This window comes from Leucobacter komagatae, assembly GCF_000834055.1.
Taxonomy (GTDB): Bacteria; Actinomycetota; Actinomycetes; order Actinomycetales; family Microbacteriaceae; genus Leucobacter; species Leucobacter komagatae_A.
The window spans coordinates 63630-88082 of the sequence record NZ_JXSQ01000010.1; the positions used below are offsets into that span (position 1 = coordinate 63630).

Annotated in this window: 19 protein-coding genes, 2 tRNA genes and 1 pseudogene; 11 read left to right on the forward strand and 11 right to left on the reverse strand. The window is 65.6% G+C overall.

What is annotated here, in order from left to right; all coding sequences use genetic code 11:
• Positions 1 to 4 precede the first annotated feature (4 nt).
• Positions 5 to 901: a diacylglycerol/lipid kinase family protein gene (locus SD72_RS08965; protein ID WP_042544149.1), complete on the forward strand. Its 897-nt coding sequence runs from the start codon at positions 5 to 7 to the stop codon at positions 899 to 901.
• A gap of 10 nt (positions 902 to 911) precedes the next feature.
• Here SD72_RS08965 and SD72_RS08970 read toward each other — a convergent pair whose 3' ends face one another.
• Complete coding sequence (locus SD72_RS08970; protein ID WP_084767036.1) at positions 912 to 2180, reverse strand: CapA family protein; 1269 nt, start codon at positions 2178 to 2180, stop codon at positions 912 to 914.
• A gap of 203 nt (positions 2181 to 2383) precedes the next feature.
• Between SD72_RS08970 and SD72_RS08975 the strand changes: the two genes are divergently transcribed.
• From SD72_RS08975 to pstB, 6 genes and pseudogenes are all read left to right on the forward strand, one after another.
• Positions 2384 to 3775, forward strand: coding sequence for a serine hydrolase domain-containing protein (locus SD72_RS08975; RefSeq protein ID WP_042544113.1), 1392 nt, complete (start codon positions 2384 to 2386; stop codon positions 3773 to 3775).
• A gap of 101 nt (positions 3776 to 3876) precedes the next feature.
• Entirely contained in the window at positions 3877 to 7224 is a 3348-nt protein-coding gene (locus SD72_RS08980; protein ID WP_042544114.1) for a serine hydrolase, read from the forward strand.
• Between the two features lie 290 nt (positions 7225 to 7514).
• Positions 7515 to 8615, forward strand: a complete 1101-nt coding sequence (gene pstS / locus SD72_RS08985; protein WP_042544151.1) for a phosphate ABC transporter substrate-binding protein PstS — start codon at positions 7515 to 7517, stop codon at positions 8613 to 8615.
• Positions 8616 to 8720: 105 nt separating this feature from the next.
• Positions 8721 to 9656 (forward strand): phosphate ABC transporter permease subunit PstC, encoded by a 936-nt coding sequence (pstC, locus tag SD72_RS08990; protein ID WP_042544115.1) that lies wholly within the window; start codon positions 8721 to 8723, stop codon positions 9654 to 9656.
• Between the two features lie 2 nt (positions 9657 to 9658).
• The gene (gene pstA, locus SD72_RS08995; protein ID WP_157000525.1) at positions 9659 to 10543 is read left to right on the forward strand and encodes a phosphate ABC transporter permease PstA; all 885 of its coding nucleotides are present in this window, start codon (positions 9659 to 9661) and stop codon (positions 10541 to 10543) included.
• A gap of 29 nt (positions 10544 to 10572) precedes the next feature.
• A pseudogene (gene pstB / locus SD72_RS09000) lies at positions 10573 to 11353 on the forward strand (phosphate ABC transporter ATP-binding protein PstB).
• Positions 11354 to 11808: 455 nt separating this feature from the next.
• Here pstB and SD72_RS09005 read toward each other — a convergent pair.
• Together SD72_RS09005 and SD72_RS09010 are read right to left on the reverse strand one after the other, a co-directional pair.
• Positions 11809 to 12438 carry a hypothetical protein gene (locus tag SD72_RS09005; RefSeq protein ID WP_042544116.1) on the reverse strand — a complete coding sequence of 210 codons (630 nt, stop codon included), beginning with the start codon at positions 12436 to 12438 and terminating at the stop codon, positions 11809 to 11811.
• A gap of 13 nt (positions 12439 to 12451) precedes the next feature.
• Entirely contained in the window at positions 12452 to 13003 is a 552-nt protein-coding gene (locus SD72_RS09010; RefSeq protein WP_042544117.1) for a DUF308 domain-containing protein, read from the reverse strand.
• Positions 13004 to 13239: 236 nt separating this feature from the next.
• Here SD72_RS09010 and SD72_RS09015 point away from each other — a divergent pair, with 236 nt between their 5' ends.
• Positions 13240 to 13503: a GlsB/YeaQ/YmgE family stress response membrane protein gene (locus SD72_RS09015; RefSeq protein ID WP_042544118.1), complete on the forward strand. Its 264-nt coding sequence runs from the start codon at positions 13240 to 13242 to the stop codon at positions 13501 to 13503.
• Between the two features lie 138 nt (positions 13504 to 13641).
• On the opposite strand, the gene SD72_RS09020 is transcribed toward SD72_RS09015, so the two are convergent.
• Positions 13642 to 14250 (reverse strand): TetR/AcrR family transcriptional regulator, encoded by a 609-nt coding sequence (locus SD72_RS09020; protein ID WP_042544119.1) that lies wholly within the window; start codon positions 14248 to 14250, stop codon positions 13642 to 13644.
• 189 nt (positions 14251 to 14439) lie between these two features.
• Between SD72_RS09020 and SD72_RS09025 the strand changes: the two genes are divergently transcribed.
• Positions 14440 to 15378, forward strand: a complete 939-nt coding sequence (locus tag SD72_RS09025; protein WP_042544120.1) for a zinc-binding dehydrogenase — start codon at positions 14440 to 14442, stop codon at positions 15376 to 15378.
• Positions 15379 to 15453: 75 nt separating this feature from the next.
• Here the strand turns inward: SD72_RS09025 and SD72_RS09030 are convergent.
• From SD72_RS09030 to SD72_RS09045, 4 genes are all read right to left on the reverse strand, one after another.
• Positions 15454 to 15528 (reverse strand) — tRNA-Lys (locus tag SD72_RS09030).
• A gap of 298 nt (positions 15529 to 15826) precedes the next feature.
• Positions 15827 to 18043, reverse strand: coding sequence for a fibronectin type III domain-containing protein (locus SD72_RS09035; RefSeq protein WP_084767061.1), 2217 nt, complete (start codon positions 18041 to 18043; stop codon positions 15827 to 15829).
• Entirely contained in the window at positions 17971 to 18741 is a 771-nt protein-coding gene (locus SD72_RS09040; RefSeq protein ID WP_198141923.1) for an RCC1 domain-containing protein, read from the reverse strand. Before SD72_RS09040 ends, SD72_RS09035 begins: the two co-directional genes overlap by 73 nt.
• Positions 18742 to 18906: 165 nt before the next feature.
• The gene (locus SD72_RS09045; protein ID WP_042544123.1) at positions 18907 to 20226 is read right to left on the reverse strand and encodes a glycosyltransferase; all 1320 of its coding nucleotides are present in this window, start codon (positions 20224 to 20226) and stop codon (positions 18907 to 18909) included.
• A gap of 82 nt (positions 20227 to 20308) precedes the next feature.
• Here SD72_RS09045 and SD72_RS09050 point away from each other — a divergent pair, with 82 nt between their 5' ends.
• Entirely contained in the window at positions 20309 to 20989 is a 681-nt protein-coding gene (locus tag SD72_RS09050; protein WP_042544124.1) for a TetR/AcrR family transcriptional regulator, read from the forward strand.
• 211 nt (positions 20990 to 21200) lie between these two features.
• On the opposite strand, the gene SD72_RS09055 is transcribed toward SD72_RS09050, so the two are convergent.
• Together SD72_RS09055 and pdxS are read right to left on the reverse strand one after the other, a co-directional pair.
• Positions 21201 to 21830 carry a LysE family transporter gene (locus SD72_RS09055; protein WP_042544125.1) on the reverse strand — a complete coding sequence of 210 codons (630 nt, stop codon included), beginning with the start codon at positions 21828 to 21830 and terminating at the stop codon, positions 21201 to 21203.
• A 164-nt stretch (positions 21831 to 21994) separates the two neighbouring features.
• On the reverse strand, positions 21995 to 22897 hold the full coding sequence (gene pdxS / locus SD72_RS09060; protein ID WP_042544126.1) for a pyridoxal 5'-phosphate synthase lyase subunit PdxS: 903 nt from the start codon (positions 22895 to 22897) through the stop codon (positions 21995 to 21997).
• 188 nt (positions 22898 to 23085) lie between these two features.
• Between pdxS and SD72_RS09065 the strand changes: the two genes are divergently transcribed.
• Complete coding sequence (locus SD72_RS09065) at positions 23086 to 24279, forward strand: glycoside hydrolase family 3 N-terminal domain-containing protein (protein ID WP_042544127.1); 1194 nt, start codon at positions 23086 to 23088, stop codon at positions 24277 to 24279.
• Between the two features lie 73 nt (positions 24280 to 24352).
• On the opposite strand, the gene SD72_RS09070 is transcribed toward SD72_RS09065, so the two are convergent.
• A tRNA-Ala gene (locus SD72_RS09070) sits at positions 24353 to 24425 on the reverse strand.
• Positions 24426 to 24453: the final 28 nt, after the last annotated feature.

The following is a 24453-nucleotide window of genomic DNA, read 5'->3' on the forward strand; positions in this document are numbered from 1 at the left end:
GTTCATGCGCAATGAAGCGCCGTACGGCGTGGTGGTAAATCCGAGGTCAGCGCTCGGCCGGGGTGCTCGAGTCGCGAAGGTGGTGCTCGCCGAGTTTGCGTCGGCAGGGGTGCACGCGATTGAGATCACCGGCACCGACGGCGCAGACTGTCAGGCGAAGGTGCGCGCGGCATGCGCCGATGGCCTCCGCGGGCTCGTGCTCGTCGGCGGCGACGGGCTCATTGGCCTCGTGCTCCAGGTCGCTGAGGCGAGAGCGCTGCCGATCGGCGTGGTTCCCGCAGGCAGCGGCAACGACTTCGCCCGCCAGTTCAACCTCCCCAGCAGCCCGGCGGCCGCCGTCGCGCGGGTGCTCGCCGCGGAGGGTGCGCCGCTCGCAGTGGATCTCGGTGTGGTCGAGCGCCCAGGCACCGCGGAGCACTGGTTCGCCGGCGCGCTCTCCATCGGGCTCGACGCGGCGGTCAACCGGCGCGCCAACGCGATCCGCCTCCCGCTCGGGCCGCTTCGCTACCACCTCGCGTTGCTTGCGGAGCTCCCCGTGCTCCGCGGGCGCCGCTTCACCGTGCGCTCTGGCGACCGCGAGCGGTCGTTCATGGGGGTAATCGCGACGGTGATGAACACGCGGGCGATCGGCGGCGGCATCCGGCTCGCGCCGCTCGCCTCCGTGCACGACGGCTCGCTCGACATTGTCGAGATTGCTGACGGCCCGAAGCTGCGGCTGCTTCGGGTGCTCCTCCTCCTCGCGCGGGCACGGCACGAACGCCTGCCCGAGGTGACGATCACCCGGGTCGAACGGGTGCGGATCGACGCTGCAGACGAGATCGCGTTCTCTGACGGGGAGCAGGTGGGTACGGGCCCGTTCGAGGTGCGTGTTGAACCGGGCGCGCTCATGCTGCTCGCCTAGCGGCGGCGCATCATTCTTCGGTGATGAGCCACTCGTGTAGGCCATGCTCGGCAGCGCCGAGCGATTCGACCGTCGCCCGTGTGCGCTCGCGCACGTCGGCGTCGAACTCTGGCCACTGGCACACGCCCTGCGGCGCATCGCTCGCGACCGAGCACCACCGGTAGCCCTGGTTCTGCAGGTTCGTCGCGGCAGCCCAGGCGAGATCCACGGCCTCCCACGAGCCATCTGGGTGCTGCGCAAACTGCACCCGCGAGAGCAGGAACTCGTTGTTCACGCGGTTCGCCGGCGGCGCGCTCTCGCTCACGAAATTACCTGTGCCGTAGTGGATCCACTTGCCGTTGTGCATCTCGAACGGCTGGATCGAGTGCGTGTGATTCGAGTACATGAAGTCGAACTCGCCTGAGTCCATGAGCGCGTGCGCATCGGCGGTCTGTTCGGTGGTCGGCTGCGACCAGTATTCTGCGCCGTTGTGCTGCACGCCGATAACGATGTCGGCGCCGAGTTCGCGCGCGGTCTTCGCCTTCGCGATCGACCGTTCGATATCGAGGTCGAAGTCGGTTCCGCTGAAATCCACCTGCCAATCGAACTCGCTGAAGTTGCCGTTGAGCCCGTATGTCGAGGTGATGACCGCGATCCTCACACCGTTCGCTTCGACGATGAGGGGCACGTCGCGTTCGCCCTCTTCCCGGTACGTCCCGGTGTGCTCGAGCCCGGCGGCCTCGAGGGTGTCGAGCGTGCGCACGAGGCCCTCGGTGCCCATATCGACGCTGTGGTTCGAGGCCGTCGTCGCAACGTCAAACCCGATCGCTTTCGCCGCAACCGCAACCTCTGGTGGCGTGCTGAACAGGGGAAACCCCGCGTACGGGCCGCCCGGCGCGGCGAGCGGGGTCTCCTGCTGGTAGATCGCAAGATCACTCGCGTCGAGGTACTGCTTCGCGCCGTCGAGGAGCGGAAGGAAATCGAAGTTGTGGCCCTCTTCCGTTGTCGGAATCGCGAACGGCCGCCACAGCCCGGGGTGGAACAGGAAGTCGCCAGCAAACGCGATGCTCACGCAGTGATCGGTTGGGCAGGCTGGGCCAAGGCCTGGCTGCGGCGTGACCACCTGCTCGGGCTCCTCCTGCGGTTCCTGGGGTTTTACTGGCGCTGGCGGAGCGGGCGCGTCTTGCTCCGGCTCATCGGCGCAGCCAGCGGTTCCGACGATGAGTGCGAGCGCCAGGAGTGCCGCGCCCGAGCGGAACACGGCGCGTGCCGACCGCGCGGCAACGGCTGAGTGCGTCATGGCCCTGAGTCTACGGTGAGCGTTTCGTCCGGCGTGCAACGATTTGAACCTGACGCCGGCCGGCTCGCCGCGCGACTGTCGCATCGAACGAAGGCCGCGCAATCTGTTAGCGCCAGCGCACAAGAACCCCTGCGTTGCAGACCATAGGATCGATACAGCCGCTATCCGCGGACGGGTCGCATTTCTCGATGGGGAGGATACCAATGACGGAATCACTGGATCAGGTTGGCGCTTGGATTGCAGAGCAGCTGCCAGAACTCCTCCGCAAGCACCGCGTTCCAGCGGCCTCCATCGCGGTGCTCAGCGGCGACGAGATCTTCACGACAGCGAGCGGTGTGCTCAACAAGCTCACGGGCGTTGAGGCGACACCGGATTCGGTATTCCAGATCGGTTCCATCACCAAGGTATGGACGGCCTCCCTCGTCATGCAGCTCGTTGACGAGGGGCTCGTTGAGCTCGACGCTCCGCTGCAGCGCTACATGCCAGAGTTCGCACTCGCCGACGAGCAGGCGGCGACCCGCATCACCGTCCGTCAGCTCCTCAGCCACACCTCCGGCTTCGAGGGCGATGTGTTCACCGCGACCACCCAGGGCGAAGACGCAGTCGAGCGCTTCGTCGAGGTACTCAGCGACATCCCTCAGCTGTTCGCACCCGGTGAGATGTTCTCCTACAACAACGCCGCCTTCGCGGTGCTCGGCCGACTCGTCGAGGTTGTGCGGGGCACCCGCTACGACGTCAGCCTCCGCGAGCACCTCATCACTCCGCTCCAGCTCGACCGTGCTGCGACGAGCGCGGCGGAGGCGATCCGCTTCCGCGCAGCGCTCGGCCACCTCACTCGTGAGGCTGGCGGCGAACCGCAACCAGCCAGCGAGTGGTCACTGATTCGGGCCCACGCCCCAGCGGGCTCGATCTTTGGCATGAGCGCTGAGAACCTGCTTGGCTTCGCGAAGCTGCACTTGAACGGCGGCGTCGGCCCAGACGGCACCCAGATCCTCAGCGCCGCGAGCGTCGCCGCGATGCAGGAGGAACAGGTCAAGCTTCCCGTGCTCGGAACCGGCCGCGACGGGTGGGGGCTCGGCTGGCGCATCTTCGACTGGGCTGGTGGCAGGGCGATCGGGCACAACGGCGGGACGCTCGGACAGGCCGCGTTCTTCCGCGTGTTCCCCGACCACGGCGTCGCGGTCGCCCTCCTCACGAACGGCGGAAGTGGGCAGGGGCTCTACACCGACCTCGTGTTGCCCGCGGTGGATCGCCTCACCGGGATCGCACCGCACCCCGCTCCGACACCGCCAGCCGACGCTAGCCGCATTGACGCGTCGCGCTACGTCGGCACCTACCGGTCGCAGGCCGCAGACATTCACGTCTCGCAGGACGATGACGGGCGCATCTGGATCACGCATGAGCTGCAGGGAATCTTCGCGGAAATCGGCCCGAAGCCGGAGCCGGCTGAGCTCGTGCACTGGCGGGGCGACACCGTGCTCTCGCTCACCGTCGACGGCGTGACCACCCCGCAGTACGAGTTCGTTGGCGACGACGGTGCTGGCAAGGCGACGCACCTCCACAACGGCCGCGCGAGCCGCCGCATCTCGCAGTAGCCGAAGCACGCTCCGGGACCAGCCAGGGTTGGCGGCGTCGCAGGCGACACCGCCAATCAGGTGCCGCCCAAACCGCACACCAGCCGAACAGGAGTTCCCTTATGACGCAACGGCGCATTCTCACTGACGAGTTCATCGCGCAAGCGCTCCCCGAACAGCCGTCAATTTCGCCTGACGGATCGCAGATCGTCTACGTCCTGCGCACCGTGAACCGCGCTGCCGACCGGGATGAGCGCTCACTCTGGGTGGTCTCGGCGGCTGGCGGGCAGGCGCGTCGCCTGACCTACGGCACCGCAGACACCGCTCCTGCTTGGAGCCCTGACGGCAACCACATCGCGTTCCTGCGCGTGCAGGAGGGACCGGCTCAGCTTTGGGTGCTGCCGCTCGCGGGTGGGGAGCCCGAGCAGGTCTCGTCGCAGCCGCTGGGTGCAGGTGCCCCGGTGTGGAGCACAGACAGTTTACGGATCGCGTTCACGGGCCCGATAGATAGCGCGGCGCTACCCGGGGACGGCACAGCAGAGTCCACGCGCCGCCGCACGGCGCCACTGGTCACCGACCGGCTCGGCTACAAGCTCGATGGCAGGGGCTTCTTCGGCACCGTGCGCTCCCACGTCCACGTCGTCACCCTTGCCGACCGCAGCGTGCTGCAGCTGACACGGGGCGACTGGTTCGCTGGCGCCCCAGTCTGGTCGCCAGACGGCGAGCGGATCGCGTTCTCCGCTGGCATGGAGGAGGACACCGACCTCACTCTTGCGAGCGCGGTCTACGTCGTACCGACGCACAGCGCGAAGGGGACGCCGCAGCTCGTGAGCGCCCTCGATGCGCAGCTCACAGCTGTCGGCTGGACGCCGGATGGCACGGGCCTCCTCGCGGTCGGCCGCGCAGATACAGAGATCGGCAACGCGAGCGTGTTCCTGCTGCCACTCGACGGCTCGGGCCACACGAACCTCACGGCAGCGCTCGACAGAAACGTCATGCCTGGGGGCCCCGGCTACCCTGGCGCGCTGCCGCAGCTCACTGGAGCGGCAACCGAGCTGGTGTTCTGCGCCCGCGACAACGGCTACACGCACCTGTACGCCAGCGACCTTGCCGGCACCACGGTGCGCCCGATCCTCACTGGCGATGCCAACGTATCGGGGATGGCAGTCGCCGGTTCGCGCGCGGCCGCGATCGTCGCACACGACACCCGCTTCGACGAGGTCGTCCTGGTGGACCTTACCTCCGGCGAGATGACAGTACTCACCGCGTACTCACCGGAGGAGCCGGGGGTGGTCGCGCCGGAATCGCGCAGTTTCACGATCTCAGACGGCACCGTCGTGCACGGCTGGCTGCGCCGGGATCCATCGCTCTCGGGCCCGCTCCCCCTGTTACTCGACGTCCACGGCGGCCCGCACAACGCCTGGAATGGCGCCGCCGAACCGTTCCACGCGTACCACCACGAGCTCGTGAGCCGCGGCTGGGCGGTGCTCATCCTCAACCCGCGCGGCAGCGACGGCTACGGCGAAGACTTCATGCGGGCCGTGCTTGGGGTGTGGGGCTCAAGCGACGCCAACGACTTCTTGGAGCCGCTCGACACGCTCGTCGCCGAGGGTATCGCCGACCCGGATCGGCTCGCCCTCGCCGGCTACAGCTACGGCGGCTACATGACCTGCTACCTCACCTCGCGGGATCAGCGCTTCGCTGCCGCGGTGACCGGCGGCGTCGTTGCCGACCTCACGAGCCTCGCAGGCACCTCAGACGTCGGCAATTTTCTGTCGCGGCTCGAGCACCAGGCGATGCCGTGGGAGGATCCCGAGGCCACGATGCGGCAGTCCCCGTACACGCGCGTTGGCGATGTGAGCACGCCGACACTCATCGTGCACGGCGGCGACGACCAGCGGTGTCCTGTCGGGCAAGCAGAGCAGTGGTTCACTGCCCTGCGCGAACAGCGCGTGCCTACGGAGCTTGTCGTTTACCCTGGCGGGGCGCACGGCTTCCTCCGCAGCGGAAAGCCCTCGCACCGGGCAGACTGGAACCGCCGCATCGTTGACTGGGTTGTGCGCTACGCGCCGCCCGCCGGGTCTCCCGCGCACGGCGCGGCGCTCGATGCGGCGCACTGGCAGCAGCGGCTGAGCGAGCTCGCCGAGCTCCACGGGATCCCTGGCGCGACGCTCGGCATCCTCCGCCTCGGTGATGAGCCCGCGCTCGCCTGCCACGGCGTACTCAACGCCGATACCGGCGTCGAAACAACAACCGACTCGCTCTTCCAGATCGGTTCGATAACGAAGCCGTGGACGGCGACCGTCGCAATGCAACTCATCGACGAGGGCGCGCTCACGCTCGACACCCGCGTCGTCGATGTGCTGCCCGGCTTCACGCTCGCGGATGCGGACGCAGCACAGGCCATTACCGTGCGGCACTTGCTCACGCACACCAGCGGCATTGACGGCGACGTGTTCACCGACACGGGCCGCGGCGACGACTGCATCGAAAAGTACGTCGCGTCGCTCGCTGAAGTGGCCACCACGCATCCCGTCGGTGCGACGTTCTCTTACTGCAACTCGGGATACGTGATCCTTGGCCGAGTTATTGAGCAGCTCACCGGCCTCTCATGGGACGAGGCGTTGCGCCAGCGCATCTACGCCCCGCTCGGCCTGCAACGCACCGGGACGCTGCCGGAGGAAGCACTCAGGCACCGCGCCGCATTCGGCCACCTCGGGCGTGACGAGCACGGGCCGCTCGTCGCCAAGCAGTGGTCGCCTCCGCGATCCCTCGGACCGTCAGGCATCATCAACTCGACAGCCGGCGAAGTGCTTGAGTTCGCGAGAATGCACCTCCTCGGCGGGGTCGCAGGAAACGGCACGAGGATCCTGTCTGAGCAGAGCACAACTCGCATGACGGAGTTCCAGGTCGGGCTGCCTGACCCGAGCGCGTTTGGCGATTCGTGGGGGCTCGGCTGGATCCGTTTCGACTGGGGCGGAACGCGCCTCTTTGGTCACGACGGTGGCACCATCGGCCAGTCGGCGATCCTCCGCGTGCTACCTGACTCCGGTCTCGCCGTCATTCTCATGACGAACGGCGGGAACACGAAGGATCTCTACCAGCAGCTGTTCACCGAGATCTTCGACGAGCTCGCCGGGGTGACCGTTCCGGCGCCGTTCGCACCCCCGACCGTGCCGTATACGGCTGACGTGGCCCGCTACGTTGGTAGCTACCGCCGCACGGACGTCCTCATGGAGGTCTTCGAGGAGGATGGGTCGCTGCGCCTCCGCAACACCGTAAGCGGTGCCGCAGCGAGCTTCATGGCGAACGCCGTCACCGAGTTCGAACTGGTGCCAGTGCGCGAGGACGTCTTCGCGATCCGCCCCGAGGGCGCCCAGTCGTGGGCGTCGGTGCGGTTCTACTCGCTCCCGAGCGGGGAGCGGTACATCACGTTCGGCTCGCGCGCGACGCCCCAGGCCACGCGCTAGGCCGCGCAGCAACGAACACGCGCACGCGCGCCACAGGGGGTTCACGCCGGAAACGGCGGGAACCCCCTTTCGTGCTGCTGCGGCGAGCGCAGTGCCCGCGGCCGCACCGCAGCACCCGAGTCTGAGCGCTGCCGCGCCTGGCGGCTTAGCGACGCCCGAGCATCACCGCGAGTTCACCTCATGTTTACCCTCCGGTCGGATCCCAGTCACACCCGCTCCTTAGCGTTGAGACCGTTGGGCACTCGCCCCGCACTTCAGGATCACACCACATCAGAATGGACACGACACTCGTGAAGTTCTCATCCACGATGAAGGCAGCCGCTGTCGGCGGCGCCGCCCTGCTTATCCTCACCGGCTGCGCTACCAATGAGGGCGCACCCGACACTGGCGAAGAGACCGCATCGTCGCTCTCCGGCACGATCTCCGGCGCTGGCGCTTCCTCACAGGACGCGGCTCAGCAGCAGGGGTGGATCGCTGGCTTCCAGACCGCGAACGCTGACGTCACCATCAACTACGACCCCTCGGGTTCGGGTGCCGGCCGCGAGTCCTTCCAGAAGGGCGCAGTAGCGTTCGCTGGCTCGGACCGCGCGTTCAAGACCGACGAGATCACCGCGGGCCCCTTCGACGCGTGCACGACGAGCGACATCGTCGAGATCCCCGCGTACATCTCCCCGATCGCCATCGTGTTCAACGTTGACGGTGTCGACAAGCTGAACCTCGACGCTTCGACTGTCGCGAAGATCTTCACCGGCGAGATCACGAAGTGGAACGACCCTGCTATCGCAGAGGCGAACGCTGACGCGACCCTCCCCGACCAGGCGATCGTGCCGGTTCACCGCTCCGACAAGTCGGGCACCACGGGCAACTTCACCGACTACCTTGCAGCTGCAGCCCCCGAGGCGTGGACCGCAGGCTCGGTCGAGGAATGGCCAGCAGAGATCACCGGCGGCGAGGCAGCCCAGGGCACCTCGGGTGTCGTCGAGGCAGTGAAGGGCGGCGTCGGCACCATCGGCTACGCCGACGCTTCGAAGGCAGACGATCTCGGTACCGTGAGCATCAAGGTTGGCGAGAAGTACGTTCCGTTCACACCTGAGGCCGCGGCAGCAATCGTTGACGCATCGCCGCTCGAAGAGGGCCGTACCGCGCACGACCTCGCGATCGCCCTTGACCGCACCAGCACCGAAGCGGGCGTCTACCCGATCGTGCTCGTGAGCTACCTCGTCGGCTGCGAGAAGTACGAGGATCCGGCAAACGCCGAGCTCGTCAAGTCGTACTTCGACTACATCGTGAGCTCCGAGGGCCAGGAAGTCGCCGCGAAGGCGGCAGGCTCGGCGCCGATCTCGGACACGCTCCGCGAGCAGGCCGTCGCCGCTGTAGCGTCGATCAGCTAGCCACCGCCTGGCAGGATCGGCGGCTCACCCGGTGAGCGCCGATCCTGCCAGGGCTTCGGCCCCAGTCAGGTCGCAACCAACCACACATCGGAAGGCACTCCCCTAGTGACTGCACCCACGACCGCGCCGCGCCAGGTTCTCAGCCGCGGCGACCGAGTGTTCTCGCGCACGGCCATCGCATCAGGCAGCATGATTCTGGTCATCCTCGCCGCCGTCGCAATCTTCCTCATCGTGCAGAGCCTCCCCGCGTTCGTCGCAACAGGCGACACCGCGTCGGTGCTCACCACCAACTTCTGGGCCTACGTTGGCCCGCTGGTCTTCGGCACCGTCTGGGCCGCTGTCCTCGCACTCATCATCGCGCTCCCCCTCTCTATCGGGATCGCACTCTTCATCTCCCACTACGCACCGCGACGGCTTTCCGCGGTGCTCGGGTACATCATCGACCTGCTCTCGGCGGTGCCGAGCGTGGTCTACGGCCTCTGGGGCATCCTCGTCCTCGCACCGGCCGTCCGCCCCCTCTACGTGTGGCTCAACGAAAACCTCGGTTGGATCCCGCTCTTCGGCGGCACTGCGACGGGAACGGGCCGCACGATTCTCACCGCGGCGATCGTGCTCGCAGTGATGATCCTCCCCGTGATGACCGCAATCTCCCGCGAGGTCTTCCTCCAGGCGCCAAAACTCAACGAAGAGGCCGCGCTCGCGCTCGGCGCCACTCGCTGGGAAATGATCCGCCTTTCCGTACTTCCCTTCGCGAAGCCAGGCATCATCTCGGGCGCGATGCTCGGCCTCGGCCGCGCGCTCGGCGAGACCATGGCCGTCGCGATGGTGCTCTCCGCGAGCGGCGTCGTCTCGTTCAAGCTCCTCACCGCTGACAACCCGTCGACGATCGCAGCGAACATCGCGCTCACCTTCCCAGAGGCATACGGCGAGAACGTCAACGTGCTCATCGCAACGGGCCTCATCCTCTTCATCGTCACCTTCCTCGTGAACGCGCTCGCGCGGTGGATTGTGAGCCGCCAGACCGCACGGACCGGAGCGTAACCATGTCTCTCTCTGCAGCCTCCTCCGCGGCAACAATGCGCCGCAAGATCACCGACCGGCTCGTCACCGTGCTCGTCTCCGCGGCCTTCGTCGTCGCGCTCATCCCGCTCATCTCCCTCGCGATCACGGTCGTCTCCAACGGTGTCGCCCGCTTCGACCTCGAGTTCTTCACCTCGTCGATGCGCAACGTCACCGGTGAGGGCGGCGGCGCGCTCCACGCGATGATCGGCACCCTGCTCATCACCCTCGCCGCGACCATCATCGCGGTGCCGCTTGGCCTCATGACCTCGATCTACCTCGTCGAGTACGGTCGCGGCCGGCTCGCGAAGATCATCACCTTCCTCGTGGACGTGATGACGGGTATTCCCTCAATCGTCGCCGGCCTCTTCGCATACGCAGCATTCGTGCTCATCCTCGGCCCAGGAGCCCGCATGGGCATCATCGGCGCCGTCGCACTCGCGGTGCTCATGATCCCCGTCGTCGTGCGCTCAAGCGAGGAGATGCTCCGCCTCGTGCCGAGCGAGCTCCGTGAGGCCTCATACGCGCTCGGCGTGCCGAAGTGGCGCACGATCCTCAAGGTGGTCCTCCCCACGTCGATGGCCGGCATCATGACGGGCGTGATGCTCGCGATCGCTCGCGTCATCGGCGAGACCGCGCCGCTGCTCATCACCGCAGGCTTCACCGCGAGCATGAACTACAGCCTGTTCAGCGACCGTATGCAGTCGCTGCCCGTGTACGTGTACACGCAGTTCGCGAACCAGGGCAATCCGGCCTCAGCGTTCATCGAGCGCGCGTGGGCAGCAGCGCTCCTCCTCATCCTCATCGTGATGGCGCTCAATCTCATTGCCCGCCTCATCGCCCGCCGGTTCTCCGCCGTCGCGCGCTGATCACAGACCACACCCACAGAAAGCAGCACATGTCGAAGCGCATCGAAGTTGAAGACCTCAACGTCTACTACTCGAAGTTTCTTGCAGTCGAAGACGTCTCACTCGCGATCGAGCCGCGCTCGGTCACGGGCGTTCATCGGTCCGTCGGGCTGCGGGAAGTCCACCTTCCTCCGCACGCTGAACCGGATGCACGAGACGATCCCAGGCGCACGCGTCGAGGGCAGCGTCATGCTTGACGGTGAAGATCTCTACGGCGCCGGGGTCGATCCCGTGCTCGTACGGCGCCAGGTTGGCATGGTCTTCCAGCGGCCCAACCCGTTCCCGACGATGTCGATCCGCGACAACGTGCTCGCCGGTGTGAAGCTCAACAACAAGCGCATTTCCAAGGGCGACGCCGATGCCCTCGTCGAGAAGTCGCTCCGCGGCGCGAACCTCTGGAACGAGGTGAAGGACCGCCTGGAAAAGCCGGGCGCTGGCCTCTCCGGTGGGCAGCAGCAGCGCCTCTGCATCGCGCGTGCGATCGCGGTCTCCCCCGAGGTGCTCCTCATGGACGAGCCCTGCTCGGCGCTCGACCCGATCTCGACGCTCGCGATCGAGGACCTCATCTCAGAGCTCAAGCAGGAGTACACGATCGTGATCGTGACCCACAACATGCAGCAGGCATCGCGCGTCTCCGACCGCACCGCGTTCTTCAACATCGCCGGCACCGGCAAGCCGGGCAAGCTCATCGAGTACAACGACACCGCGACGATCTTCGGTGCGCCAACCGTGCAGGCGACCGAGGACTACGTCTCGGGCCGCTTCGGCTAGGGAGGCTTCGGGGCTTCGGGGGCTTCGGCAGGGAGGCTTCCGCTAGGAAGGTTTCGGGCTGCTTCTGCTCGTCCGCTGCTCGTGTCCGTCCCCTCTGCTCGTGCTCTGTTCGCGCTCGTCCGCTCTGCGGGCGGGCGCGTTGGCATTTGGCGCTGAGCCGCCGCGCGGGCTGGTGCTCGGGCTGGTGCGCTGCAGAGCGCGCTGGCGAGTGCGCTGCAGAAGATATCGGATCCACCGTAACAAGGAAGAATTGCGCGAAAAGCTGCAGAGGATGCGCAGATCCAAGAGTTACTGCAGCTGCGTCCGGGAAACCTCACCGGAGAGCGCCGAAAAGAAGAGACCGAGCCGCAGAACGCCTCTCGGCGGAAGGCCGCTCGAAGCGGCAATTTTTGGAGCCCGGGGAACTGCGGCCCGGCACTCATAAGTGTACCCGGAGTTACTGAATCTGCTGTCCGTTAGCCAAGTGTTCCGTCGCGCCATCTGCGCGCAGCTCCGTCAAGTTCACGTGCGATCGTCGTGTACCGAAGCGCGCGCGTGGTGAGCTCGCTGCCGTGTTCTTCGTCGTGTGGATCCCTGTCATCTGCGAGTTCCGCCGCTCCGGCCGCCATCACGCGAGAGTAGGCCGCTGCGCGGTCGAGCGTCACCCCGAGGTCCCCGACGAATGCGCCACGCAGAATCTTGTCGCAGAGTTCAGCGATGGTCTCGGGCGTGGCGGGCTCGACCGCTCCCACCACGACTGGGTCGATCGTGCCGATGCGCTGCGAGCCGCGGCGGAATAGGTCTGCGGTGCCCTCAGGGTCTGCGAGTGGGATCCGCCTGAGCAGGTAGAGCCGCCAGAGCACGCCTGCCAGCGAGTTCGGGCTCTCGCGGGCCCACAGCTCGGCAATGTCGTTGATCCCGTCGCCAGCCGCGACCTCGACAACGCGTCGCACGGTCTCGGGATCGGCTACCTTGCGCACGCGATGGAGTAGTGCCCACGAGGTTTCCTGGGCTATTCGATGAGCTGCCTCGGGATCGTCTGAGCCGATGATTCCGTCGAAGGCTGCGGATGGTTGCAGAATGGGGCGCTGATGTTCTCTTGTCATACGTGCAGCTACGTTACCGTTCGCCGCGACGCAGTGACACAGCAGCCCAGATAAGCGAGCCACCGATGAGGGTCGTGAGAAGCCCTGCGGCGAACGCCGCGAGGATAAGCGCGAGTGAGGGCCACAGCAGTGCGGCGACGCCGAGCACGATGAGCACGGCGGGTAGCGCGACAAAGATCCAGTGGATCCCCTGACGCATCCGCACCGCGATCGCCAGCCACAGCACGCCGATGAACAGCATGGTTGCGGCGACGAAGCCCACCAGCAGGCTCACCGTCAGCTCGGGGAATGCGATAGCGACGACGCCAAGCACGATGAACAAGACTGCCGCTGGGGTGCTGAAGCCACGGCCCCGAGATCCAACGATCGCGGCGAGCCCGTTGCCGATGAGGGCGGCCCCGATCAGGAATGCGAGGATCCTGCTGCCTGCGAAAAACGGCCAGATGAGCAGCGTAAGCCCGAGCAGCGCAGTGACGACGCCGAGCGCGAGCGGGACACCCCACGGGAATCGGCGCGCAGGCCCTCTGCCCGGCTCTTGGCCGCCTGGAATCAGTTCCCAGCTCATTGTGCTTCCTTCCCGCATCGCCCATGGCCCCGACCGCGAGGAGCCGTGTGCGACCGCGGATACGTGCCAATTTCGAGCGAATGCACTCCCCACTGTAAACGTAGGCGCCTGAGCGGGCCTGACGGTTCGCTTTGGGAGCAATCCAGGCGTGTCGCAAAAACTGTGACATTCACCAAAACCCTTGACTCGCATTGTCAACAGAGAATAATTGGACACCCAAGCGAAAGGGGAAACTCATGGGATTCTTAGCTTTCATTCTGCTCGGGCTCATTGCCGGGGCAATCGCAAAGGCGATCATGCCGGGCAAAAGTGGTGGCGGCTGGTTCGCGACGCTGATTCTCGGCGTCATTGGGGCAAACATCGGCGGCTGGCTCGGTTCACTGCTGTTCAATGCTCCACTCGAGGACTTCTGGTCGCTTCAGACCTGGGCCCTCGCAATTGGTGGAGCACTCGTCGTGCTCCTCATCTGGGGGATGATCACGGGACGCCGAAAGGCTTAACCGGCGAAAAACGTCGCGAACGCCCGGCCAGGATTCAGTTCCTGGCCGGGCGTTCGGTGTTTTCGGGGGCGCAAACGGCACGCTTCAACGCCTGGGGGCAACAGCCCGCGAGAGTGCGCAACCGTGTGAGGGTGCGGCCTATCCCCCCGCCGCAGCGTGCGGGGTATACAGCCATACCGGAACGGTCTCCTTGATGATCTGAAAACACAGCTCGGGCTCTCGCGCACCAGGCATGCGCAGCCAGGCTTCGATCGCTCCCGCCATCGAGTGCGCGAATACCTCGGCGGCCACCGCCTGGATCTCTGGTCGGCTCGCGCCTGCGATGTCGCTCTGCCAGTAGTCCGTCGGGTGATACTTCCCGAGGAAACCGCTCAGCGTTCCGGCGAAGTGGCTCGCCAGCATTTGATGCCACACAGCGCCAACACTCCCCGAGCCAGTTTGCTCGTAGATGACGCGGTGACCTGCGACGTGTGCGAGCACCGCGCGAAGGCCAACTTCGAACGTTTCCGCGGCGGATCGCGCCGAGTAGCCCGACTCCAGTTCTTCGCGAATGCTCGTCAGCTCTTCCGACAGGAACCGAAACAGCAGCTCTTGCGGGCTTCTTCCGTGGTTATAAACGGTCCTCCGCGCCACCCCCGCGAAGAGAGCGAGCTCCGTCGTAGTGACCTGCGCAATATCGCGCTGCGCTGCGAGCTCAAATACCGCGTCCCGCAGGGCATTTGCGGTTCTGAGTTCTCGGGCGTCCATTGGCCAAGTGTACCCATTTCCGCTATTGCTCAAGTGAGCAATAGCGGGTGTAGGCTGGGCGCGTGACACCGAGGCCAACACGAACCTCGCGCCTCGAAATCTGGGGAGACGGGTGGGGGTGTCTGTCCTTGCGACGTCGAGATTCTCCAGAGTGCCACGATCATCTATTCACTACAGAAAGAGAACGTCATGAAAGCCTGGAGACTTGATAGTGTGCCTGGTGAGCTGAAGCGGGTCGAGGTCGACATTCCGCAGCCCAACCCAGGTACCGTCATTGTGGAGACCAAAGCAGTGGGGCTGTGCCACACCGACGTTGGGTACATGGAGGGCAAGATTCCGTTCGCCAAGCCACTCCCCATCATTCTCGGCCACGAAGCCGCAGGCGTCGTATCCGCGATCGGGGAAGGCGTGGAGAACGTGGCAGTGGGCGATGCGGTTGCTGCTGCGCTCATCATCGCCGACGCCCCGGGCGCGACCAGGGACGGGGCATACGCAGATTTCTTCGAGGTGACAGCGGCGCAGCTCGTACACCTGCCAGCAGGATTCGACTGGGGACAAGCTGCTGCTGCGACCGACGCTGGGGTGACCGCGTACACCGGCGTCGCCGTCCACGGCGCGGTCAAAGCGGGAGACCGTGTTGGCATCGTCGGGTTGGGCGGGCTCGGAATGACCGGCGCACGAATCGCGAAGGTTCTCGGGGCAACGGTCTTCGGCGTGGAGCCCAGGCAGTCGTCATGGGAGGTCGCGAAGGAGCAGGGAGTCGACGAGGTGTACGCCGACGTCTCCGAGCTCGAGGGCAAAGACCTCGACGTGATCATTGATTTCGCGGGTTTTGGCACCACAACTGCTGGGGCACTGCGCGCGGTAAAGTACGCAGGCACCGTTGTGCTCGTCGGGCTGGGGAAGACCGAAACGGAGTTCACCTCGTTTGATCTCGTGTCGCGATCGATCACGCTGAAAGGCTCAACGCCCGACGGCAACCCCGAAAACCTCAGGGCCGTGCTCAAGATGATCGCCGACGGGGATCTCAAGATCCGCGCAACCGAGATCGGTTTTGAGGAGATCCCAGACGGTCTTGGGCGGCTCCAGCGCGGCGAAGCCGACGGCCGCCTGTACGCGACCATCTAAGCGGAGAGCTTCCGACACCACCACAAAGGCCCGGTCAGAATGGAGATTCTGACCGGCCTTTGTGCTGTGTTGAGTTGGTGCCCCCAGTAGGGATCGAACCTACGACCTGCGGATTAAAAGTCCGTAGCTCTACCGCTGAGCTATAGGGGCAACAGCTTCCAATGCTACACGCCTGGCAGGCCAGTCTGTGGACACTCCGGAGGTGTCGGCAATCAGGTCGACGTGATCGAGGCTCCATTTCGTAACCCCGTTCAGCCTTTGACTGAACTTAGAGACTCCAACCCGACTCGCCAGTGAGCGCCGACAGTGTCGCGCGACCAATTGGCGTCATTTGGTGCGCTGGCGTGAGTTGCGAAGACCTCCGAGTCAAGGGCGTGAGTGGGTGACACACATCCTTGCGGAGGTCTTCGCTACCTGAGCTGTTCACATCGTGTGTGGGATCCTACAACTAGTGCGCGTCCCTTCGAATGCGCCGGCGCAGCAGCAACACGCAACCGAGCAGCAATAGCGCCACGGCAGTGCTCCCCAGTGCGACGGCCGCGGTCCCGCCTGTAGCGACCAGCCCCTGCGGTTTCGAAGCGACCAGCCCCTGCGGTTTCGAGGCGGTTTTCCCTGGTCGAACTTCGATTGTCACTGACGTTTTGACGTCGCCGTAGGTCAGGGTGACGACGTGCCGGCTCGCACTAGGGAACCGCATGGTCATTCCTGTCGCGACGTCGGTGTCTACGTCGGAGGTGAGTTTCGCTTGCGCCGGATCGAGTTCGATGGAGTTGCCATATTCGTCATGGCCCACAGCCGTGAAGGTAAGCGAGCCGCCCTGATCCACGGTCGTTGCAGAAGGAGTGAGGGTGAGTGAGTCGACCGAGGACGGTCCTACTGTGACCGTGGTCCGTGCCACAGCGCCGTCAAACACACCCTCAAGAACATGCGCACCCGCGGTCGTCGAGACCACCGAGCCGTCCGTAAACGTTGCGACGTCGTCGAGAGAGCTAAACTCTGTTTCAGCTGTCGCGTCGGTGGTCGTGCCGAACGAACCGTTCGCCGTTGCGGTGATCGTAGCGGCTTCGCCAGCGGCCACTCGGTCTTTCGAGAGCGAGAGCTCGAGCGTGCGTCGCTCCCACCTCGCGTACAACGTGACGTTCGGGCCGTCTGCGATATCTGCGAGTGGGGTGCTGGTCGTCACCGGTGTTCCGTCGCCTTGCGCTGCGGTGTTCCAGCCAGTGATCACCCAGCCGGCAGCGGAAGGATCAGGGAGTTCGACGAGGGTGTCGGCGGAGACAGTGTCGGACGACGGCGCATCCGCATCGGGCCAGTTCTCGTCCCAAGTCACGATATACCGCGGAGATGCGGTCACCTCGACAGTCCCGCTCACGCTACCGACCGTTGCGGTGACTGTTCGCGTGCCAGCGGTATCGAACGCCATGCTGGTGCCAGTCCCCACGTCGCGCCCGACGGTGCTTCTCAGCTCCACATCTTCAGGCGCAACCGGGAGCGGGTCCCCGTACGTGTTTGCTCCGGTCACCGTGAACTGCGCTGTGTCGCCCTGAACGACCGGGGTGAGCGGATCGCTGAGACTCACGGTGAGCATTGCGAGCGTTACGTCGGGGGTCGTGGTCACCGAGGCGGTCTCCGAAGCGACGCTCAGCCCGAATGAGTTCTGTGAGTGCACGACAACTTCATATGTTCGGCCGGGGAGAAGTCCGTCGATCTGTGAGTCGGCTGCCTCAGACCATTCGAGATCCCCGGCCTTGCGGTATTTGATGGGGTTGCCGGTGATCGCAGACCGACCGGTGTATGCCGGGTTGTTCCACGTGACATCGATCGAAGTCTGAGGTGATCCAGCGGAAGGGACAGCGGTGAGTTCGGTTGGCGCATCGGGCACATCCTGATACGTGTATCCGCCGACAACTGTTTCGGTGCGTCCTTCGAACGTTGCGGTCACGTCAACGACGCCGGGGGCGTGAGCGGGCACAGTTCCACGGCGCTCCGCATCGAGCGCAACCGGCACGCCATCAAACGCGTAGCTGGCCACAGACATTGGGCTGCTCGGCGTAGGCGAAAACACTTTTGTTCCGTTGCCGAGTTGATAGGAGGCGTTGTACCCCCAGGTGTACATGGAGCCGTCAGAGGCGAGCACAAGTCGATGCAGGCCTGTTCTGAATTGAGTGATGTGCTTTCCTTCCAGCGAAGTACCCGCTGTGTTCACCAGCACCGGGACCTTCCACATCGCAGACTCTCCCTCGTAGTAGTCGGTCGTCGGGTTGGAGCCCCAACCGAAAACAGAACCATCTGAGGCTACGGCCCCCATCGTGTGTCCAGATGCCCCAATGTGGACGATCGTTTTCCCGGCCATTGGAGAACCTGCGGGAGTCGGCACGGGCGTCGGAACAGGTGAATCTACGTAGGTGCCATTTCCGAGCATCCCGTACTTGTTATCTCCCCAGCTGTAGACCACGCCTGATGAATCGAGCGCAAGCGTGGTCGTTGATCCTGCGACGACCTGCGAAAGCGTCTTTCCCTCGAGCGCAGTGCCCTCGGTCCTGAGAGCGATGGGCGTGAGAGCGCTGGCCGTAGTGCCGTCGCCGAGTTGGCCTACGTGGTTGAGTCCCCACGCGTAGTACGAGCCATCCGAGGTGCGGGCGATGACGTGCCCACCGATCGAGATATCGACGACCTTTTCCCGGCCATTGGGGTGCCTACGGTTGTGACCTGAACGGGGACGGCCGAATTCTCGGTGTCACCATTGCCCAAAAGACCGTTGGGGCCCTGTCCCCACCCATAAACGGAGCCGTCCGAAGCAACTACCACCGTGGTATAGGTCGCTGTCGCAATCTTTACGATCGTCTTTCCCGCCATCGGGGTGCCAGCGGTGGGCACTGCGACAGGTGAAATCGTGGATGACTCCAGCCCATGGGTGCCATTGCCTAGCTGACCGTACGAGTTATTTCCCCAGGTGTAGACGACCCCATCAGTGTCGAGTGCGACCCCGTGCATGAGGCCCCCCTCGGCTTGCGTGAACTTCTTCCCGGCGAGAGGAGTTCCGTCGGGCGTGGGAATTCGAGTGGGTGTTTGAGCGTATTCGGAGCCAGAGCCAATCCCGAGTCGGCCTTGGCGGTTGCTACCCCACGCATAGATAGAGCCGTCTCTGGTGACGGCGAACGACTGGTAGTCTCCCCTCCCAACGTGCACCCACTCGCGATCGAACTGGCTCGGCGCAATGGCGACGCGTTCGCCGCCAACGCTCGTTCCCTTCGCCGGGCTCACCGTCATGCTGCTGTCGGCCGCCACCTCATCGGCGGGGTCTGCGAGCGCTGCCGAGACCGGGGCGAAAAGTGTCAGTGCGATCGTGGCGGACGCGAGCATGGCCACGAGACTGCGTCCATTCCGGGGTTCTCTGGGGGCCGACTCTGTTCGAGGAGCGGAGAGCAACATGCGAGATTTCCTTCGAGATTGGAGCGCCCACACCTGGGTATCGGCGCTCGTTGGGGTATAGGGGCTGATGCACGTATAGGTCCAGTCGGATGTCACCTATCCACTGCGTACCTCTGGCGACGAGGCCGCGCCGATGGCGGAGAAATGTACGACGACTTCTTCAAGACCCCGAAGTCCTGAAGATGCGGCGATCTCCGCCCCGATACGCGCGCTAGCGGCCCGGAATCTGTCGTTTGCTAAGACTCGGCGAACAGCCCGCCGTACCTGTTCGGGCTTGGGCGCATTCGTTGCGAGGTTCACTCCCGCACCGCTCCACCCGACCCTGGCAGTGACCTCGGCCTTGTCTTCGGTCTTCCCAGCAACCACGAGCGGAACTCCATGCTCGAGTGCGTAGTGCACACCCCCGTACCCGCCGTTACTCACGAATACATCGGTGAGGGGCAGCAGCTTGTCGTGAGGGAGATACGAGGCGACTCGAACGTTTGCGGGCAGCGGCGACGGCAACGTCTCGACCGGGCGCCCCCCGGTTGAGACGACGACAAGCACGTCCTCGCCCGCGAGCCCGGCGATCGCAGGTGCGATGAGCTGCGAATAGTCCCGGTTTGCGACAGTTCCCTGGCTCACGTGCACCATCGGCTTGCTCCCGTCAAGCTCACCCCACCACTCCGGCAATTCACCCGAGGAGGGCACCGTACGCGACAGTGGGCCAACAAAACGGACGTGCGACGGCAGGTTTGCACGCGGATATTCAAACCCGGGCACTGAAAACTGCACGATTGCATCGGCGCTCTCCTGTCCGTTCATGAAGAACCCTTGAAGCGGCTCACCCGTCGCTTCGAGGATCAGCTGCTCAGCTTCTTTCTGAACCCCGCCAAAGATGACATTCTGGGCGAGGAACCGGAGCATCGAGTTTCGCAACCTTCCGACCGGGCCACGCATCGGAGCAATCCCGAGCCCGTAGGGCGCCGTGTCTGGGCTCGAGAGCCCAAGCGGGATGATCCCAAGCGAGATCACAGCCGGCCTGGCCTCGCGCTCTACCCGAATGAGCCCGAGTGTCCCCATAAACATCGGCTCCACAAGCACTGCGTCCGTTGGCTCCGCCGAGAGGGCGGCCTCGACCGCAGCAAGCTGGCTGAGCGCCGGTCGCAAGAAGATTGCTGATATGTCGTATCGGATTCCTGCTGGGCCCTTCAGCCCAACTCGTTCGGGGAACGCGGCGTCCATGTCAGAGTCGTCGTAATCGGCATCCGCAGGGAGCTGAAGGAATTCTGCCCCGGTCGCCTCGATCGCGTCCCTATACTTCGCGCCGCTCAGAAAGCGGACGCGGTGCCCGTTCTCACTCAGGTGACGGGCAACCGCGAGAAGCGGGGTGACGTGCCCGTAAACAGGGGTGCTACAGAGGAGGACAGCGGACACGAGGGTCCTTTCAGCGAATAGTGAGGGGCAGCAAATAGAATCTCCCCCGTTGAAGTTTTCATTAAACCATAGAGGTGGCCAAATGTCTGTAGTTCCTGACGCCACAACCCCGACGCGTGGGTATCGGTCACCGCTGCGAGACGAACAGGCTGCGGAAACACGATCCCGGATCCTGAGTGCAGCCGCGGAACTTTTCGCATCCAACGGGTACGGAGGCACCTCTCTGTCCCGAATCGGTGAGCTCGCTGGAGTATCAGTTGAGACAGTAAAAGCCAGCGGCTTCAAACGAGACCTGTTGCTCGCCGCGTTCGAGAACAGCTTTGCCGGAATGGAAGGCATCGAATCGCTCGCAACCCACGCCCCCGTGGCTGAGATCACAGCAGACCTCGACAACGCCCGCTACCTTGCAGGCATCATGCATTTCCTTGCTGAGTCAAACAGGCGCAGCAGCCGCTTGTGGACAGCGTTGGTTTCTGCCGCCGTCTCTGACCTGGAACTCAGCACGAAACTCGATGGCCTCCAAGAGCGCCGCCGAGCGGACATTCTCGTGCTTGTCGACGAGCTGCAAAACCGCGGCATTGCGACATCAAGCATCCCGCCCGAAACGCACGCCGACACCCTCTCATTCATCCTGTCTCCCGAAGGCTACAATCAGCTCGTCCACGACTCCGGCTGGAGCCAAGAGGCATACGAGGGATGGCTCATCCGGACAGTCCCAGCGCTTTCAGGGCACAGCGCCCAGATTAGCCAGACCCAAGAGTAAGATCCCGCCAGCGGGTGAGCCCGGCTCGCCACTCCGAGCACGGCCCAAACTTCGCGAAAATAGGGCCGCGCTCGGAGGCAAGGACCCGGATCGGGGAGGCAAGGTCCCGGATCGGGGAAGCAAGGACCGGGGTCGGGACCGGGGACCGGGCCCAGGCCCAGGCCAGAAGGGCAGGGCCGCGCCCGCTACAGCCAGCGCCGGATCGCCGCCCCTAGTGGATCACGAGCAGCAGTGCAGCGACGGCGACGAAGAGCGCCCCAAACACGCCGTTGAGCACGCGCTGTCCGCGGGCCGTCGAGGCGAAGCGTCCGAACGGGCGCGCGGCCGCGGCGAAGAAGAACCACATGACGAGCACGTCGACAACGACCGTGGTTGCCGTGAGCACGAGGTACTGCGGGAGCTGCGGCTCATCGAGCCGCACGAACTGGGGAATGAACGCGAGGAAGAACACGATCGCCTTCGGGTTCAGCAGGTTCACCCACAGCCCGCGAAGCAGCATCGCGCGGTTCGTGACGTGCGGCACGACGGCGACGGGCGCGTCAGGGTCGGCCTGCCTTGGCGTGCTGAATATCATGCGCAGGCCGAGGTAGACGAGGTATGCGGCACCGACGTAGCGGATCGTCGTGAACAGCACGGGCGACCGCGCGACGAGCACGCCCACGCCGGCCGCGACGATGATCACGTGGATGACGATCGCGAGCTGCTGGCCGATGATGCCCCACAGCGATCGCCGCCAGCCGCGCGCGAGCGCGTTCGACATCGTGTTGATCGCGCCGGCACCCGGGGTCAGGCTAATGACGAGACACGCGGTCAGGAGCGAGAGCCAGAGCGAGAACGACACCAGGTCAGTGTATTGCCGTTCGAGCCCCGCTCAGGCACGTACTAGTACCGGGTCCGGCCGGGCCCGGCCTCGCACCGCCGACAGCCAGGCCCCGCCGAAAGCCAAGCACCGCCGACAGCCGGGCCCCGCCGCGCCCCGCTACCAGCCCGGCTCACCTCGGCGAACTACCAGCCGCGCTCGGCCAGCCTGTGCGGCGCGGGGAGGTCCGCGACGTTGATCCCGACCATCGCCTCGCCCAGCCCGCGCGAGGCCTCGGCGATCGCGTTCGGGTCGGTGAAGCTCGCGGTTGCGCGCACGATCGCGTCGGCCCGCCGCTCGGGCTCGTTCGACTTGAAGATGCCCGAGCCGACGAACACCCCGTCGGCCCCGAGCTGCATCATCATGGCCGCATCGGCCGGCGTCGCGATCCCACCGGCGGTGAAGAGCGGCACGGGAAGCGCGCCTTCGCGTGCGACCTGTGCGACGAGCTCGTAGGGCGCGCGCAGTTCCTTTGCCGCGACGTACAGCTCCTCCTGCCCGAGCGCCTTGAGGCCCGCGATCTCGCCGCGGATCGTGCGGATGTGCTTCGTCGCTTCCGACACGTCTCCGGTTCCCGCCTCGCCCTTCGAGCGGATCATCGCGGCACCCTCGGCGATCCGTCGCAGCGCCTCGCCGAGGTTCGTCGCCCCGCACACGAACGGCACTCCGAAGCGGCGCTTGTCGATGTGGTGCACGTAGTCGGCGGGCGAGAGCACCTCGCTCTCGTCGACGAAGTCCACGCCGAGCGCTTCGAGCACCTGGGCCTCGACGAAGTGGCCGATGCGGGCCTTCGCCATGACCGGGATCGAGACGACCGCGCGGATCCCGTCGATGAGGTCGGGATCGCTCATCCGGGCGACGCCGCCCTGCGCGCGGATATCGGCCGGTACTCGCTCGAGCGCCATCACGGCGACGGCACCCGCCTGCTCGGCGACGCGGGCCTGCTCGGGCGTGACGACGTCCATGATCACGCCGCCCCGGAAGCGCTCGGTCAGCGCGGCGAATTCGGTGTTGGTGGATGTGGTCTGCAGTGCATTTCTTGCGTTCATAACTCAACCCTCTCGCCCATTTTGGTTTATCTCAAGACCCACTATTGACCAATACAAATAGACCACTTTGCGTCACTGCGCGCACAGCAACGGGCATCGACCTCGCCCCCTACGCAACCCCCGCCCCTGCCCCGACGCAGCCGTGTCCAGAACCCTGAAGGCTCAGCACCAGGCCTAGACTTCTGGGTATGCAGCACCGCAGCAGCCAGGCCGGCACCCGCCAAGTCGCCACCGGCCTCACCGCCCTCGTAGGCATGGCGGTGCTCGCGGCGATGAGCCTCGCCGGGTGCGCGCCAGAGCCGCCGGCCGCCCCGACCGCGCCCCTGAGCAGCCCCTCCGCGAAGCCGCCCCCACCCACGCGCGAAGAGCTCCGGGCAGCAGAAGCGGAGGCGTGGGTTGCGACTGCCTCCACCCGCGAGCTCGCCGGTGCCGTCATCATGGCGACCGCCCCGACGACAGACGCCACCCAACTCCGCGAGCTCATGACCTCGACGGGGCTCGGCGGGTTCATCATCATGGGGGCGAATGTGCCAGGCACGCCCGACGAGCTCAGCGCGCTCACCGCGCAGCTCACGGTGGATCAGGATCTGCCGCCGCTCGTCGGCATCGACGAGGAGGGCGGTCTCGTCGCCCGGCTTCCCTGGGACACGCTGCCGGGCGCAGACGCCCTCCGTGGGGCACCCGCGGCCGACGCCGAGGCAGCGTTCGCGGAGCGGGCCGCCATGCTCCGCGCGGCCGGTGTCAACGTAAACTTCGGGGTGGTCGCAGACGTGACGGGGTCTGAGACGAGCTTCATCTATCCGCGCACGCTGGGCAACACGGGGGCCGATGCGAGCCCGCGCGTAGCGGCAGCGGTTGCGGGCGAGCGCGGCGTCGTAGCCTCGACCCTCAAACACTTCCCTGGGCACGGAGCGACCCCCGACGACTCGCACACCGCGATCCCCCGCACCGACATCACCCTCGACTCCTGGCGCGCAGACGCGCGGCTCCCCTTTGCGGCCGGGATCGATTCCGGGGCCGAACTCCTCATGTTCGGGCACCTCGCGTACGGTGCAGTGAGCGAGAAGCCCGCCTCGCTCGCCCCGGAGTGGTACGAGATCGCTCGCAACGACCTCGGCTTCGAGGGCGTCACGGTGACCGACGACCTCGGCATGCTCCGCGCGAGCGGCCTGCCCGAGTATCAGGATCCGACGAGCACGACAGTTGCCGCGCTCAACGCCGGAGCCGACCTGGCGCTCACGGTGATCGGCATGGACGCGGCCGGGGCAACGGCGCTCGTCGACGGCGTCACTGCCGCCGTCGAGAGCGGCGCGCTGCCCGAGGCGAGGCTGCGGGAGGCGGCGACGCGGGTCGTCGAGCTGCGGCTGCTGCTCGCGGAGTGAGTGCGGAGACGCACACGTCAACCACCGCACGCACACAGGCCGAGCAGAGACCGGATGGGGGGAGAATTCGTTGTGGATCCTAGGGGAATTGAACCCCTGACCTCGTCATTGCGAACGACGCGCTCTACCAACTGAGCTAAGGACCCGTGCGGGCGTTGCAGCCCGTACAGCGAA

Coding starts and splice junctions, on each gene's coding strand:
- SD72_RS08965 (WP_042544149.1), top strand. CDS start 5: ATGCGCAATGAAGCGCCGTACGGCGTGGTGGTAAATCCGAGGTCAGCG.
- SD72_RS08970 (WP_084767036.1), bottom strand. CDS start 2,180: ATGACGCACTCAGCCGTTGCCGCGCGGTCGGCACGCGCCGTGTTCCGC.
- SD72_RS08975 (WP_042544113.1), top strand. CDS start 2,384: ATGACGGAATCACTGGATCAGGTTGGCGCTTGGATTGCAGAGCAGCTG.
- SD72_RS08980 (WP_042544114.1), top strand. CDS start 3,877: ATGACGCAACGGCGCATTCTCACTGACGAGTTCATCGCGCAAGCGCTC.
- pstA (WP_157000525.1), top strand. CDS start 9,659: ATGTCTCTCTCTGCAGCCTCCTCCGCGGCAACAATGCGCCGCAAGATC.
- SD72_RS09005 (WP_042544116.1), bottom strand. CDS start 12,438: ATGACAAGAGAACATCAGCGCCCCATTCTGCAACCATCCGCAGCCTTC.
- SD72_RS09010 (WP_042544117.1), bottom strand. CDS start 13,003: ATGAGCTGGGAACTGATTCCAGGCGGCCAAGAGCCGGGCAGAGGGCCT.
- SD72_RS09015 (WP_042544118.1), top strand. CDS start 13,240: ATGGGATTCTTAGCTTTCATTCTGCTCGGGCTCATTGCCGGGGCAATC.
- SD72_RS09020 (WP_042544119.1), bottom strand. CDS start 14,250: ATGGACGCCCGAGAACTCAGAACCGCAAATGCCCTGCGGGACGCGGTA.
- SD72_RS09025 (WP_042544120.1), top strand. CDS start 14,440: ATGAAAGCCTGGAGACTTGATAGTGTGCCTGGTGAGCTGAAGCGGGTC.
- SD72_RS09040 (WP_198141923.1), bottom strand. CDS start 18,741: ATGCTCGCGTCCGCCACGATCGCACTGACACTTTTCGCCCCGGTCTCG.
- SD72_RS09050 (WP_042544124.1), top strand. CDS start 20,309: ATGTCTGTAGTTCCTGACGCCACAACCCCGACGCGTGGGTATCGGTCA.
- pdxS (WP_042544126.1), bottom strand. CDS start 22,897: ATGAACGCAAGAAATGCACTGCAGACCACATCCACCAACACCGAATTC.
- SD72_RS09065 (WP_042544127.1), top strand. CDS start 23,086: ATGCAGCACCGCAGCAGCCAGGCCGGCACCCGCCAAGTCGCCACCGGC.